This is a genomic window from Stenotrophomonas sp. WHRI 8082 (assembly GCF_040223995.2).
In the GTDB taxonomy this organism is placed as follows: domain Bacteria; phylum Pseudomonadota; class Gammaproteobacteria; order Xanthomonadales; family Xanthomonadaceae; genus Stenotrophomonas.
This window is the reverse complement of the sequence record NZ_CP167826.1, coordinates 3,625,218-3,640,374: the sequence shown is the minus strand read 5'-3', so window position 1 is coordinate 3,640,374 and position 15,157 is coordinate 3,625,218. Positions and strand designations below refer to the sequence as shown.

11 protein-coding genes are annotated in these 15,157 nt (G+C 65.8%); 5 read left to right on the top strand and 6 right to left on the bottom strand.

Annotated features, from left to right (window positions below):
• Nucleotides 1-326 precede the first annotated feature (326 nt).
• The 5 genes from ABRP17_RS15885 (at nucleotide 327) to lpdA (ending at nucleotide 8,502) form a co-directional block, all read left to right on the top strand.
• Nucleotides 327-1,757: a cupin domain-containing protein gene (locus ABRP17_RS15885; protein ID WP_188326881.1), complete on the top strand. Its 1,431-nt coding sequence runs from the start codon at nucleotides 327-329 to the stop codon at nucleotides 1,755-1,757.
• Between the two features lie 2 nt (nucleotides 1,758-1,759).
• Entirely contained in the window at nucleotides 1,760-2,662 is a 903-nt protein-coding gene (locus ABRP17_RS15880; RefSeq protein WP_349986527.1) for a GNAT family N-acetyltransferase, read from the top strand.
• 187 nt (nucleotides 2,663-2,849) lie between these two features.
• Entirely contained in the window at nucleotides 2,850-5,681 is a 2,832-nt protein-coding gene (locus ABRP17_RS15875; RefSeq protein ID WP_188326879.1) for a 2-oxoglutarate dehydrogenase E1 component, read from the top strand.
• 40 nt (nucleotides 5,682-5,721) lie between these two features.
• A complete protein-coding gene (gene sucB, locus ABRP17_RS15870) occupies nucleotides 5,722-6,933 on the top strand; it encodes a dihydrolipoyllysine-residue succinyltransferase (protein WP_188326878.1) in 1,212 nt (403 codons plus the stop codon).
• 132 nt (nucleotides 6,934-7,065) lie between these two features.
• Nucleotides 7,066-8,502, top strand: coding sequence for a dihydrolipoyl dehydrogenase (gene lpdA, locus ABRP17_RS15865; RefSeq protein ID WP_188326877.1), 1,437 nt, complete (start codon nucleotides 7,066-7,068; stop codon nucleotides 8,500-8,502).
• A gap of 150 nt (nucleotides 8,503-8,652) precedes the next feature.
• Here lpdA and ABRP17_RS15860 read toward each other — a convergent pair whose 3' ends face one another.
• The 6 genes from ABRP17_RS15860 to ABRP17_RS15835 form a co-directional block, all read right to left on the bottom strand.
• On the bottom strand, nucleotides 8,653-8,874 hold the full coding sequence (locus ABRP17_RS15860) for a hypothetical protein (RefSeq protein ID WP_188326876.1): 222 nt from the start codon (nucleotides 8,872-8,874) through the stop codon (nucleotides 8,653-8,655).
• 161 nt (nucleotides 8,875-9,035) lie between these two features.
• On the bottom strand, nucleotides 9,036-10,460 hold the full coding sequence (locus ABRP17_RS15855; protein ID WP_188326875.1) for a replicative DNA helicase: 1,425 nt from the start codon (nucleotides 10,458-10,460) through the stop codon (nucleotides 9,036-9,038).
• Between the two features lie 225 nt (nucleotides 10,461-10,685).
• Nucleotides 10,686-11,246: an NADPH-dependent FMN reductase gene (locus ABRP17_RS15850; protein WP_188326874.1), complete on the bottom strand. Its 561-nt coding sequence runs from the start codon at nucleotides 11,244-11,246 to the stop codon at nucleotides 10,686-10,688.
• Nucleotides 11,247-11,342: 96 nt separating this feature from the next.
• On the bottom strand, nucleotides 11,343-13,307 hold the full coding sequence (asnB, locus tag ABRP17_RS15845; protein WP_188326873.1) for an asparagine synthase (glutamine-hydrolyzing): 1,965 nt from the start codon (nucleotides 13,305-13,307) through the stop codon (nucleotides 11,343-11,345).
• 84 nt (nucleotides 13,308-13,391) lie between these two features.
• Nucleotides 13,392-14,048: a glutathione S-transferase family protein gene (locus ABRP17_RS15840; protein WP_192080056.1), complete on the bottom strand. Its 657-nt coding sequence runs from the start codon at nucleotides 14,046-14,048 to the stop codon at nucleotides 13,392-13,394.
• Between the two features lie 158 nt (nucleotides 14,049-14,206).
• Nucleotides 14,207-15,031 carry a glycine zipper 2TM domain-containing protein gene (locus ABRP17_RS15835; RefSeq protein ID WP_274602778.1) on the bottom strand — a complete coding sequence of 275 codons (825 nt, stop codon included), beginning with the start codon at nucleotides 15,029-15,031 and terminating at the stop codon, nucleotides 14,207-14,209.
• Nucleotides 15,032-15,157: the final 126 nt, after the last annotated feature.

Genomic DNA, 15,157 nt, shown 5'->3' with positions numbered 1-15,157 from the left:
CCGCTGCGCTCGCCGACCATGGGTCGGCGCTACCGCTTTTCTTTTTTTTCATACGCGGCGGGCGGCCACGGAACCTGTCAGGGGCCGGGCGGTGGGGCTGGGCGGGGGCGTTGAGTGCCATGGATGGCACGAAACGAGGCACGCATGGATGCGGCTCTTGCCGTCCCCCGCACAGCCCCACCGCCCGGCCCCAAGCACGTAACCCGCTTTCGCAGCCCCCACCGCGAGGGGGTTCCACCCGTTCGACACCACCCCGCCCGAGCGCGGACAATAGGCCATCAGCGGCCCGACAGGCCGCCCCTGTTTCCGCTGCAAGGATCTCACCCATGGCCGCACGCACACCCGCCCCCCGCCCCAAGCCCTTCGCCATCGAAGTCCACGCGACCGCCGCCAAGCCGCTGGGCATGGCCCCCGCGACCTTCCTGCGCGACTACTGGCAGAAGCGCCCGCTGCTGATCCGCAACGCCTTCGCTGATTTCCAGACCCCGGTGACCCCGGAAGACCTGGCGGGCCTGGCCTGCGAGGACGGCGTGCTGGCCCGCCTGATCGAACACGACCGCGGCACCGACGGCTGGCGCGTGCGTACCGGCCCCTTCCAGGAAGCGGTGTTCCCTGCCCTGCCCGAACAGGACTGGACCCTGCTGGTGCAGGACGTGGACAAGTGGGACCCGGACGTGCGGGCGCTGATCGCACGGTTCGACTTCCTGCCCCGCTGGCGGATGGACGACGTGATGATCAGCTTCGCTGCCGCCGGCGGCTCGGTGGGCGCGCACGTGGACCAGTACGACGTATTCCTGCTGCAGGGCCACGGCCACCGGCGCTGGCAGATCGACGCCAGCGAATCGACCAAGGGCAAGCGGCCAGCGCTGGATTTCCGCCCGGACATCGAGCTCAAGCAGCTCACGAAATTCAAGCCGACCCATGACTGGGTGCTGGCGCCGGGCGACATGCTCTACCTGCCGCCGAACGTACCGCACAACGGCGTGGCCGAGGATGCGTGCCTGACGTTCTCCTTCGGCATGCGCGCGCCGGCCTCGGCCGAGCTGATCAGCGATTACCTGGATACGCTGGTCGTGGACGCCGACGAGTCCATCCGCTATCAGGACCCGGACCTCAAGCTGCCGGAAGATCCCAACGAAATCGACGTGGCGGCCATGAACCGGGTCGTCGCCGCGCTCAATGCCATCCGCATGAATGACCCGGACAAGCTGGGTGACTGGTTCGGCCGGTTCATCACCACCTACCGGGCCGCCGGTGAAGTCATGCCCAGCGGGCCGGCACCGTCGTTGGACGAGGTCGACCAGGCGCTGGCGCATGGGCTGCTGCTGGAGCGGCACCCCTGGGCGCGGCTGGCATGGCGTCGTGCCAAGCGCGGTGCCAGCCTGTATTGCAGCGGTCTGGACCTGAGTGTGCCGGTCAAGGACGCGCAGCGCATCGCGGCGGCCGAACGGCTGGACGAGGCAGCTTGGCGCGGCCTGTCGGCGAAGGGGCGCCAGGCGCTGCAGGAGCTGATGGTGCTGGGCTTCTACCAGCTCACCGATCCCCGCGATACGGACGACGAGCAGGACGACGTGCTGGATGCGAGCGCGGAGGTGGTCGAGGCGGTGGAAACGGTCGAGACCATCGAGGTCGACGACTTCTCCGACGATGTGCGCGAAGTCAACGTGCACGAAGACGGCGTGGAAGTGGTGGTGAGCTTCGACGAGGACGATGAAGAAGATGAGCAGGAGGACGGCGCCGGCCAGCGCCGCCACTGAGCATGACGGCCTTCCACGTCGAGCGCGCTGACTATGCGCTCCACCACGCCGACCTTCACCGCGTGCGCCAGCAGGTGTTCGTCGTCGAGCAGAGCGTGCCCGCTGATCTGGAGCGCGACGAACTGGACGCGGTCTGCGTGCAAGTGCTGGCCCGCGACGCCGACGGCGCGCCGATCGGCACCGGCCGTCTGCTGCCCGATGGCCGCATCGGCCGGATGGCGGTGCTGCCGGGATGGCGCAGCCGCGGCGTGGGCGAAGCGCTGCTGCAGGCCTTGGTGCAGGCAGCCATGGACGCCGGCCTGCCACAGGTCAGCCTGCATGCGCAGCTGCCCGCCTGCGAGTTCTATGCGCGGCAGGGCTTCGTGCCAGAGGGCGGCCGGTTCGAAGAGGCCGGCATCACCCACCTGCAGATGCGCCGCGCGCTGGGTGCACCGATGGCGGTCGACGGTCGAGAAGCCGCGCTGGCGGTGACCACGGCCATCATCCATCGCGCGCGCCGCCGCCTGTGGATCCACAGCCGCCAACTGGACCCCGGCCTGCTGGACGCACCCGCCGTGCAGCAGGCGCTGCGACGCTTTGCCACCCGTACGCACGACAAGCAGGTGCGGGTGATCGTGCACGATGCGGCCGCGGTGCAGGCGGGGGGCGCACCGCTGCTGGCGCTGGCGCAACGACTGCCCAGCGTCTTCCAGTTCCGCGAGGTCAGCGACCCGGTCGATCGCGCACTGGCATCGGCCTGTGCCTGCAATGACAGCGGCGACTACTACTTTCGTCTGATGGGCCATCGACTGGACGGCGAAGCGGGCATTGCCCTGCCATCACGTTCGCAGCCGTTCGAGCAACAATTGCAGCGGGTCTGGGACCGTTCGCGCGAATGCAACGAGCTGCGGGCTCTCGGGATCTGAGCCTGGCACCCCACTGCAACCTGTCTGCCAGCGGCACGGCAGGCCACCCAAAGCACCCCGCAGCGCCCCTTCATTCGGCGGATAGGGGTACAATTCAAGTGTTTGAACGCGCCCGTGCATGGCTATTCATCCAGTCGGCCGGGTACTTCCAGAGCCCTACCCCACAAGCGAATAATCACTCTCCATCGTGGACAATCTACTGAAGCAGTTTGCGCAATCATCGCAACTCGCCGGCGGCAACGCCTCCTATGTCGAGGATCTGTACGAGCAGTACCTCGTCTCGCCGGACAGTGTCGATCCCAAATGGAAGGCCTACTTCGATGGCTTCCAGGGTCGCGAAGCCGGTGACATCCCGCACTCGGCCGTCATCGCGCACATCGCAGACGCCGCCAAGGGTGCGCTGAAGAGCGGTACGGGCGAAGGTGCCGGTGACGAGCGCGAGCGCAATGTCGGCCGCCTGATCACCGCCTACCGTTCGCGCGGCCACCTCGGTGCGCGCCTGGATCCGCTTGGCCTGGCCGAACCGACCAACCCGCCGGACCTTGGCCTGCCCTTCCACAGCCTGTCCGATGGTGACCTGAACGCAGAGTTCAGCACCGGCGGCGTGGGTGGCCAGCCGCGCATGAAACTGCGTGACCTGCTGGCGCGCCTGAAGGCGACCTACACCGGTTCGATCGGTGCGGAGTTCATGCACATCTCCGAGGTCGAGCAGCGCCAGTGGATCTACAAAAAGCTCGAGCTCGCCGGTGGCGACTACGCGCTGGATGCAGAGACCAAGCGCCGCACGCTGGAGCGCCTGACCGCTGCGGAAGGCCTGGAACGCTACCTGCACACCAAGTACGTGGGCCAGAAGCGCTTCTCGCTGGAAGGCGGCGACGCGCTGATCCCGATGATGGACACCATCATCCGTGATGCCGGCAAGGACGGCGTCAAGGACGTAGTGATCGGCATGGCCCACCGTGGCCGCTTGAATGTGCTGGTCAACACGCTGGGCAAGAACCCGCGCAAGCTGTTCGACGAATTCGAAGGCAAGTTCGAGCACGACAACCATGCCTCCGCCGGTGACGTGAAGTACCACATGGGCTTCTCCGCCGATGTCAGCACTGACGGCGGCCCGGTTCATCTGGCGCTGGCGTTCAACCCGTCGCACCTGGAAATCGCCGATCCGGTGGTGGCCGGTTCGGTGCGGTCGCGCCAGGAACGCCGCAGCGACACCGAGCGCAAGCAGGTGATGCCGATCCTGATCCACGGTGATGCGGCGTTTGCCGGTCAGGGCGTGGTGATGGAGCTGTTCCAGATGTCGCAGGCGCGCGGTTTCGCCGTCGGCGGCACCGTGCACATCGTGGTCAACAACCAGGTCGGCTTCACCACGTCGAACCCGGAAGACTCGCGCTCCACGCTGTACTGCACCGATGTGGCCAAGATGATTGCCGCACCGGTCTTCCACGTGAACGGTGATGATCCCGAGGCCGTGGTGTTCGCTGCCAAGCTGGCCTTCGAGTTCCGGCAGAAGTTTGCCAAGGACGTGGTCATCGACCTGATGTGCTACCGCCGCTGGGGCCATAACGAAGCCGACGAACCGGCCATCACCCAGCCGTTGATGTACCAGGTGATCCGCAAGCACAAGACCACCCGTGAGATGTACGCCGAGCAGCTTGAGCAGGCCGGCGTGATCGAATCCGGTGGCGGCAAGGCACTGGTGGATGGCTACCGCGTCAAGCTGGACAGCGGCGAGTACACCACCGAGCTGGCCAAGGTGGAGAAGACCCCGCCGACCAGCCCGCTGTTCGTGGACTGGCCGAAGCTGCTGGACGGCAAGCTGTCGGACAGCATCAGCACTGCGGTAGGCATGGAGAAGCTGACCGATCTGGCCAAGCGGATCACCACCATCCCGGAAAGCGTGCAGGTCCATTCGCGCGTGGCCAAGGTGTATGACGACCGTCGCAAGATGGCCGCCGGCGAGATCCCGGGCGACTGGGGCTTTGCGGAAAACCTGGCCTACGCCACCCTGCTCGACGAAGGCCATCGCCTGCGTCTGGTCGGTCAGGACGTCGGCCGCGGTACGTTCACGCACCGCCACGCGATCCTGCACGACCAGAACACCGACAACTACTACCTGCCGCTGCGGCAGCTGGTGGACGCGCCGGAAAAAGCCACCATCATCGATTCGCTGCTCAGCGAAGAAGCCGTGATGGCATTCGAGTACGGGTTCTCCACCACCGACCCGGGCACCCTGTGCATCTGGGAAGGCCAGTTCGGCGATTTCGCCAACGGCGCCCAGGTGGTGATCGACCAGTTCATCGCCGCCGGTGAAGCCAAGTGGGGCCGCCTGACCGGTCTAACCCTGCTGCTGCCGCATGGGTATGAAGGCCAGGGTCCGGAACACAGCTCGGCGCGCCTTGAGCGCTTCCTGCAGTTGTGTGCGCTGGAAAACATGCTGGTGGTGGTCCCGTCCACGCCGGCGCAGGCCTTCCACATGCTGCGTCGCCAGCAGCACCTGACCACGCGCAAGCCGCTGATCGTGATGTCGCCCAAGTCGCTGCTGCGCCACAAGCTGGCCGTGTCGACGCTGGAAGAACTGGCCAATGGCGAGTTCCAGCACCTCATCGGTGATGCCAAGGCAGATCCGAAGAAGGTCAAGCGCGTGGTGCTGTGCTCGGGCAAGGTCTACTACGACCTGCTGGAAGACCAGACCAAGCGGGGCCAGGACGACGTGGCGATCATCCGCGTGGAGCAGCTGTACCCGTTCCCGCGCGCGCTGCTGGCTGCCGAACTGAAGAAGTACGGCAATGCCACCGACGTGGTGTGGACGCAGGAAGAGCCGCAGAACCAGGGTGCGTGGTACCAGATCCGCCACCACCTGCAGTTCTGCGTCGGCGAAGGCCAGAGCCTCCATTACGCAGGTCGTGCACGGTCGGCATCGCCGGCAGCCGGCCACATGGCTGACCACGTCATCGAGCAGCAGAAGCTGGTCGCCGATGCGCTGGTCAACCCGTTCGACGACTCGGTCGCCGAATAACCTCCCCATTCCACGAAAAAAGAACCCAGGAAGCCCCCGCATGGCCACCGAAGTCAAAGTCCCGGTACTGCCCGAATCCGTCTCCGACGGCACCATCGCCACCTGGCACAAGAAGGTCGGCGACGCCGTCAAGCGTGACGAGAATCTGGTTGACCTGGAGACCGACAAGGTCGTTCTGGAAGTCCCGTCGACCGTCGACGGCGTGCTGAAGGAAATCAAGTTCCAGGAAGGTGACACCGTCACCAGCTCCCAGGTGCTGGCGATCATCGAGGAAGGTGCAGTGGCTGAAGCCGCAGCCCCGGCCCCGGCCGCTGAAGAAAAGAAGGCCGAAGCTGCACCGGCACAGGCCACCGACGCACCGAAGGCCGCTGCCGCTCCGGCACCGGCTGCGAAGTCCGCCGCCGATTCGCTGCCCCCGGGCGCCCGTTTCTCGGCGATCACCGAAGGTGTGAACCCGGCTGACGTGGACGGTACCGGTCGTCGTGGCGCGGTGACCAAGGAAGACATCGTCAACTACGCCCGCAACGGCGGCGCTGGCAAGGCCGGTGGTGCGCGTCCGGAAGAACGCGTGCCGATGACCCGCATGCGCAAGCGCATCGCCGACCGCCTGATGGAATCCAAGAACGGCACCGCGATGCTGACCACCTTCAACGAGGTCAACCTCGCCAAGGTATCGGCCGCGCGCAAGGAACTGCAGGAAGAGTTCCAGAAGGCGCACGGCATCAAGCTCGGCTTCATGAGCTTCTTCGTCAAGGCCGCCGCCAACGCGCTGCAGCGCTTCCCGCTGGTCAATGCGTCCATCGACGGCAGCGACATCATCTATCACGGCTTCTCGGACATCTCCATCGCGGTGTCCACCGAAAAGGGCCTGGTCACTCCGGTGCTGCGCAACGTCGAACGCCAGTCGTTCGCCGATATCGAAAAGGGCATCGCCGAGTACGCCAAGAAGGCGCGTGACGGCAAGCTGAGCCTGGACGACCTGCAGGGCGGCACCTTCACCGTGACCAACGGCGGCACCTTCGGTTCACTGCTGTCCACCCCGATCATCAACCCGCCGCAGAGCGCCATCCTGGGCATGCACGCGATCAAGGAACGTCCGATCGCCGAGAACGGCCAGGTCGTGATCGCGCCGATGATGTACCTGGCCCTGTCCTACGACCACCGCATCATCGACGGCAAGGATTCGGTGCAGTTCCTGGTGGACATCAAGAACCAGCTGGAAAACCCGGGCCGCATGCTGTTCGGCCTGTAAGACCCGCCGACCCCTCCCGCCCGCGGGAGGGGTCTGTCGATTCAGGGGCACGGCCACCGCCCTGCCCGCCTCCCGGCGCCTCGCGCCACCGATCCGTTCCACGGGTCGAGGAATGCAACAAGGAACCTTCAAATGGCTGAACAATTCGACGTCGTCGTCATCGGTGCCGGCCCGGCCGGTTACCACGCCGCCATCCGTGCCGCGCAGCTGGGCCTGAAGACGGCCTGCATCGACGCGGCGCTGGGCAAGGACGGCAAGCCGGCGCTCGGCGGCACCTGCCTGCGCGTGGGCTGCATCCCGTCCAAGGCGCTGCTGGATTCCTCGCGCCAGTACTGGAACATGGGCCACATCTTTGGCGACCACGGCATCAGCTTCAAGGATGCCAAGATGGACGTCGAGGCGATGGTTGGCCGCAAGGACAAGATCGTCAAGCAGTTCACCGGTGGCATCGCCATGCTGTTCAAGGCGAACAAGGTGGCTGCGTATTACGGTTTCGGCGAGCTGCAGAAGGACAACGTGGTCAAGGTGACCCAGCACGACGGCTCGATCGTCGAGCTGAAGGGCACCAACGTGATCATCGCCGCTGGCTCGGACTCGATCGAACTGCCGTTCGCCAAGTTCGACGGTGAGACCATCGTCGACAACGTCGGCGGCCTGGATTTCACCGAAGTCCCGAAGCGCCTGGCCGTGATCGGCGCCGGTGTGATCGGCCTGGAACTGGGCAGCGTGTGGAAGCGCCTGGGGTCGGAAGTGACGATCCTGGAAGCACTGCCGGACTTCCTGGCCGCCGCCGACGCCGAAGTGGGCAAGGTCGCGTTGAAGGAGTTCAAGAAGCAGGGCCTGGACATCAAGCTGGGCGCCAAGGTGTCCAAGGCTGAAGTCACCGGCAAGGGCAAGAAGGCCGAAGTCGCGCTGACCTACACTGACAGCGAAGGCGAGAAGTCGCTGACCGTGGACAAGCTGCTGGTGGCCGTCGGCCGTCGCGCAGCGACCAAGGGCCTGCTGGCTGAAGGCACCGGCGTCAAGATCAACGAGCGTGGCCAGATCGAAGTGGACGCGCACTGCCACACCGGCGTCAATGGCGTGTGGGCGGTCGGTGACTGCGTGCGCGGCCCGATGCTGGCACACAAGGGCTTCGAGGAAGGCATCGCCGTGGCCGAGCTGATCGCGGGCCTGCCGGGCCACGTCAACTTCGACACCATCCCGTGGGTCATCTATACCGAGCCGGAGCTGGCCTGGGTCGGCAAGACCGAGCAGCAGCTGAAGGCGGAAGGCATTCCGTACAAGGCTGGCAGCTTCCCGTTCGCCGCCAATGGCCGTGCGGTTGCGATGATCGAGCCGACCGGCTTCGTCAAGGTGCTGGCACACGCCGAAACCGATCGCATCCTGGGCATGCACCTGGTCGGCGCGAATGTGTCCGAGCTGGTGCACGAAGGCGTGCTGACCATGGAGTTCAGCGGTTCGGCCGATGATCTCGCGCGCATCTGCCACGCCCATCCGTCGCTGTCGGAAGTGGTGCACGACGCCGCGATGGCGGTCAGCAAGCGCGCGATCCACAAGGCGAACTGATACCGCTTTGGTGGCGTAACGAAAAACCCCGCTTCGGCGGGGTTTTTTTGTGGCCTCAGGGGGCCGGCCGGCTGCTTTGCCCTGGGTAGAGCCGACTTCAGTCGGCTGCGGGCTACATGACCTACGACCGCCAGCCGACTGAAGTCGGCTCTACCGAGCGGCGGCTGGCTGTCGCCCACCGCCGAGCAGGCGCGCGGGCAGCATCAAGACCGCCGACAGGAACGCGAACACGGCCGACAGGGTCACTCCCACCAGGCGGAACGGCAGGCTGATCAACCACACGAACGGCCACGCGATCAGGGCGAGTATCGCCAGCGGCCAGCACAGCACGAACAGCAGGCACCACACGCCGAGCGCGAACAGGGTCTTCATGACAGGGGCTCCTACGACGGCACCGCGCCGCCTGGAGACCATCCTTCCCTCCCGCTGTGCGCGGTGCAAGCGGAATGCGACGAAACGCCGGATGCGCCGACGAACCCCGCGCGCGCATCCATGATGCTGGTAGCGCCGAGCAGGGCTCGGCGCTACGTCCCTTACTCGAACGACCCCACCGAATCGTGCGACAGGTTGTCGAACCGGGTGTACTCACCGAAGAACTTCAGTTTGCACGAGCCGGTGGGGCCACCACGGTGCTTGCCGATGATGATCTCGGCCAAGCCCTTGTCCGGCGAGTTTTCTTTGTTGTAGTAATCATCGCGGTAGATGAAGACGATCATGTCCGCATCCTGCTCGATAGCGCCGGATTCGCGAAGATCGGCCATCACCGGGCGCTTGTCGGTACGCGTTTCCAGCGATCGGTTGAGCTGGGACAGCGCGATCACCGGCACGTTGAGCTCCTTCGCCAGGCCCTTCAGGCCTCGCGAGATTTCGGAGATTTCCGTCGCGCGGTTTTCGCTGTTGCCCGGCACGCTCATCAACTGCAGGTAGTCGATCACGATCAGGCCCAGGTCATGCTCGCGCTTCAGACGACGGCATTTGGACCGCAGGATCTCCGGCGACACGCCGGGCGTATCGTCGATGAAGATCTTGGTCTCTTTCAGCATGCGGATGGCGCCGGTCACCCGGCTCCAATCCTCATCTTCCAGCTGACCGGTGCGCAGGCGCTGGGCGTTGATGCGGCCATTCGATGAAATCAGGCGCATCGCCAACTGCGAGGCCGACATTTCCATCGAGAAGATCGCGACGCCCTTCTTCGACTTGATTGCTGCGTACTCGGCGATGTTCAGCGCCAGGGTTGTCTTGCCCATCGCGGGACGAGCCGCGAGGATGATCAGGTCGGTCGGTTGCAGGCCGGCGGTCATCGCATCGAAATCGTTGTACCCGGTCGGCAGTCCGGTGATGTTGCCGCCGTTCTCGAAGCGGTTGCGCAGCTCCTCGAAGGCGTCCTTCAGCGCACCCGGCATCGCCACGAAATCCGTCCGCCCGCGAGCGCCCTGCTCGGCGATGGCGAACACGGATTTTTCCGCGCTGGCCAGCAGTTCGCTGCTTTCGCGGCCTTCGGGCTGGAAGCCGTCGTTGACGATGTCCGTGCCGACCTGGATCAACTGGCGCAGCACCGCCTTGTCACGCACGATCTCCGCGTAGGCCACGATGTTCGCCGCCGATGGCGTGGTGCTGGCCAGCTCGATGAGGTAGGCACCGTCGCCGACCAGCTCCATCTTGCCCTGCGATTCGAACCACTCGCCCAGCGTGACCGCATCGAACGGACGGTCACGCTCGGACAGCTCGCGGATGGCGCGGTAGATCATCTGGTGGTCGCGCCGGTAGAAGTCTCCCTCGGCCAGTTGCTCGTTGACGCGGTCGAAGGCCTCCGGCGCGAGCATCAGGCCGCCCAGCACGGCCTGCTCGGCTTCCACCGAATGCGGCGGCACACGCAGCGAATCAATGCGCGAGTCATCGCGGTCGTGGCGGTCGGAACGCTCACGACGGTCGGAACGGAAGCCGGAACGGGCAGACATACGGCGGAATTTCCTACGGGTTGGCGAGATCAGTGTAGGCACGCGCGAACCCCTGCCGCCATGGACAAGCCTGTGGATAAGCCGTGGGCAAACGGGGGATATCCACCGGTGCATGACCAACGTGGCGCTGCGATGTCGTGGTGCCGATGGCAGGCATCGTTGCGACGCCCGCGTGGTGCATTATCGCAGATCGCGGCCGCCAGCCGGCGACCGCGACCGGGGTGTTCAGACAGCCTTGGCGTGGACCTGCACCAGCGCGATGAAACGGTCGACGAAGTCCTGCAGGAACTTCTGCGTCCCTTCGTTGGTGATCGTGCCGTTGTCATCGATCAGCCCTTCCTTGAAATGCAGGAAGGCCTCTGGCTGACCCAGCACCTGCATGTCCAGGTAGGCCAGGATGTTGCGCAGGTGCTGCTGGGCGACCGCCGTCCCGATGACGCCGATGGAGGCACCGATCACGGCGGCGGGCTTGCCAGCGAACGCGCTGTGTCCATACGGCCGGGAGCCGATGTCGATGGCGTTCTTCAGCACACCGGGCACCGAGCGATTGTATTCAGGGCTGACGAACAGCACGGCGTCCGCCTGCTTGATCTGGTCCTTCAGCCGCTTGCCTTCGGCCGGATAGTCGCTGTCGAAATCCTGGTCATACAGCGGCAGGTCGCCGATCTGCACGAAGTCGAAGCGCGCCTTGCCCGCTGCCAGTTTTTCCAGCGCGCGCGCCAGCTTGCGGTTGATCGACTCTTTTCGAAGGCTGCCGACAAGGACGGCAATGGTGAACTCGGCCATGGGATGGTCTCGCGTTGGGGATGTTTCACCCTAGTGGCGGCCGCCTTGTGGCTGGGTGAAGGCACGCGAGCAGGCCCATGTTGCCCGCTCGCCCAGTCACACAGATCCGCCCTGCCGACTGGCTGCACGGATGCTGTCGCGTGTCTCGCGCCAGTGCGCCTGCCAAGCCTGGAACATCAGCACGTTCCACAGGTGGGTATGCCACTTGCGCTGGCCGCCGATGAACTGCTGCCACAGCGGCTGGATGGCCGCAGCGGACAGCACGCCCTCACGCTGCAGCCGGCCCGGATCCAGCAGCGCCTCGGCCCACGGGCGCAGGTCGCCACGCAGCCAGTCGCTGACCGGCGCGCCGAAGCCGCGCTTGGGTCGGTGCACCATCGACTGCGGCACATAGCGTCCGAGTACGCGCTTCAGCAGTACCTTGCTCACATCGTCCTGACGCTTGAACGCCAGCGGCAACGACCACGCAAACTCAGCCACCCGCCAGTCCAGCAGGGGCGCACGCGCTTCCAGGCTTACCGCCATCGAAGTGCGGTCGACCTTGCACAGCAGGTCATCGGGCAGATAGCTCACGAAGTCGGCCAGCATCATCGCGTCGGCGGGTGTGCCGGCGCCATGCAGCGGATCGGCCAGGTCATAGAAACTCCCCGCCCCGCGGGCACCCTGCACGGCAGCCAGCGGGTCGCGCCAGCGTGAGATCCGGTTGCGGTACACATCGCCGATGCCGCGCGCGCCGGTCTCGGCGAGCAATGCCGCAAGCCCCCCCGTGCGCGAGGCCTCGCCCTGCCCCGTCGAACGCGCACCCAGCCAGCGCCGCAGCGGGGCCGGGACACGGCCGAGCATCTGCCAGTTGCGCAGCGCGCGCACGTAGCGCATGTAGCCGAAGAACAGTTCATCGCCGCCATCACCGGACAACGCCACGGTGACACCCTGCCGCGCCAGTCGGGCCACCAGGGCCGTCGGTACCTGCGAGGCGTCGGCGAAGGGTTCATCGAACATCGTCGGCAGCTGCGGCACCACCGCCAGCGCATCGGCCCCACTGACATACAGCTCGGTGTGGTCGCAACCCAGGTGCGCGGCCAGCTCCTTGGCAAGCGGCGCTTCATCGTGGTGCGAATCACTGAAGCCGATGCTGAAGCTGTGCACCGGCTTGCTGCTCTGCGCCTGCATGAGCGCGGCGACCAGTGAAGAATCGGTGCCGCCGGACAAGAACACGCCGACCGGCACGTCGGCGACCATGCGCAGGCCAACCGCATCCTGCAACAAGGTATCGAGCTGCTGTTCGGCGTCGTCGATGCTGCCGCGGAAGGGGTTGGCCAAGGCAGCCTGCATGCGCGCACGCGCGTCCCAGAACGGACGTTGCGCCTGCTCCGGCCGATGCGCGGAGGCGCCCGCCTCCACCATGGCCGCATCCAGCCGCAGCACACGGCCCGGCATCATCTTGAAGCATGCCTGGTGGATGCTGTGCGGCGCGGGAATGTAGTCCAGCCGCAGCAGCAGGGTCAGCGCGTCGCGGTCAATGTCGTTGTCGAAATCGGGATGCTGCCACAGCGCTTTCAACTCCGATCCGAACACCAGCGTGCTACCCGCCCAGCCGTAATACAGCGGTTTCTTGCCGACGCGATCGCGCGCCAGCCACAGGCACTGCTCGTGGCGATCCCAGAGCGCGATGGCGAACATGCCGTTGCAGCGCTGCAGGGTATCGTCCAGCCCCCATTGCAGGATCGCCGCGAGCAGCACTTCGGTATCGGAGTGACCCCGGAACGGGTGACCATGCGGCTCCAGCTCGGCACGCAGCGCAGCGAAGTTGTAGACCTCGCCGTTGTAGGCCATCACGTAGCGGCCATCGGCCGAGGCCATCGGCTGGTGGCCCAGCGGTGAAAGATCGAGGATGCTCAGGCGACGATGTGCGAGGGCCACGCCCGCCGCTTCATCAGCCCACACACCGCGATCATCCGGTCCCCGATGCAGCAACGCATCGCCCATCCGCCCGGCCAGCGCCTGCAGGGGTCCGGCCTCCATCGAAGGTGCCGGCAACAGCATTCCCGCCAATCCACACATGCATCTGCTTCCTGCGCCCAGGGCGATGGGACGCTACCTGCACATTGTCGCCCGTGGCGCAGGGCGGGTCCATGACCGGCCCGGCTATTGCGCGTCGAACCGCGCCTGCACCTCGGCCGTCACCGCAGGCATCGGCACGAACCCAGGCTGCGCGCGGACACGGTGCAGCCATGCGCTGATCAACGGAAACGCCTGCAGGGAAATGCCGCCATCGCCCGCGACGTGCGTATAGGCGAACAGTGCGATGTCGGCGATCCCGTACTGGCGGCCACTGAACCACGATGCGCCGGCCAGGTGCTGCTCCATCACGGCGAGCGACTGCGCCGCGCGCTCGCGCAACTGCGGCAGCTCTGCATGCCGCGGCGAATCCGCAGCCACCCATCCGCGGATGAAGCGCGCCACGGCGACGTACGGTTCATGACTGTACTGTTCGAAGAACATCCAGCGCAGGGTCTGTGCGCGCTCCCAGCCATCACTGGACAGGAACGGCGTGCCTTCCGCCAACCAGAACAGAATGGCGTTGGACTCGGGCAGTACCCGCCCGTCATCGCGTACGACGACGGGTACCTTGGCATTCAAGTTGAGCGCCAGAAACCCGGGCTCGTGGGTCTGTCCGTGCGCGCTGTCCACCTCTACCCAGCGATAGCGGGTGCCGAGCTGCTCCAGCAGCAGGCGCACCTTGTGGCAGTTGCCCGATACGGACATCCCATGGACTGTCAGACCTACCCGCTCATCCGCCATCACTGCACTCCCTCTGGGCCGCCAGCCACGCCGGCGCGTGCTGGGCAGTCTGGCAACTGTGCGCCGCCTTGCCAAGCGGGCTGCGGCCACCGCTGGATACGGAAAAGGCCGGCTTGCGCCGGCCTCGTCCTTGCAGCGACTGCGGTCAGTGAAGCGCGTTACTGGTGGTTGCTCGCGGCTGCAGCGGTCTGGGTCACCAACTGGCCATCGACCACCGGCAGACGATCGCTGGCCGGCTTGTCGTTCATGCGGATGGTCTTCTCAGCGCCGTCGTAGCGATACGTCACGTCGTAGCCCTTGACCACATCGGAAGTCCCCATGGCGATCCGGGTGCCCGGCTTGCTGTCCATGCGCATCGTCCCGGTGGTGCCGTCTTCGTTGCGATAGGTCACGTTGTAGCCGGTGACCTGGCTGGACTCGGAGGTGGTGGTTTCGGTGTGGCACTGGCGCTCGGTGCGATTGACCACGCGACCGCCGACGTGGCGCTTGTCGACGTTGTTGCCGATCATGCCACCCGCCACGGCGCCCGCTGCGGTGGCGACCTTGCGGCCATTGCCGCCGCCTACCTGGTTGCCCAGCAGGCCGCCGATCACCGCACCGGCGACCGTGCCACCCACGTTGCCGTCGCGCTCGGGCAGTCGTTCCTGCACCACGACGTCTTCGCAGACTTCATGCGGCGTCTGGGTGCTGGAGGTCTGGCGCACCGCCTCGGTCCCGATCACGGTCGCATAGGCTTTTTCTTTCTGGGTGATCGGGGCGACTTTCATCACGTCGGCATATTCCAGGCCGCGCTTGGCATCGACATCCAGCGCGTCGGTGCGCGCGCCGTCATCGGCCAGCGCAGCGTCCGGCAGCACCGTTCCATCGGCGGCGGTCACGTAACCCGGGCTCTTGTCGCCGCTTTTCATGAAGGCAGCCGTGGCAATGCCACCGACCAGCAATGCACCTGCAGCGACCAGGACCGTAGTAGTAGTAGTTTTCATGACCTGCTCCTTGCGGACCACCCGCAACGTTCACAATGCGGATTGCAGCACGCGCTCCCTGAACGGAATCTCGACAAGACCTTTATCTTTCCGCCTCCCATTCAGGAAACGGCCATCCGGACGCCG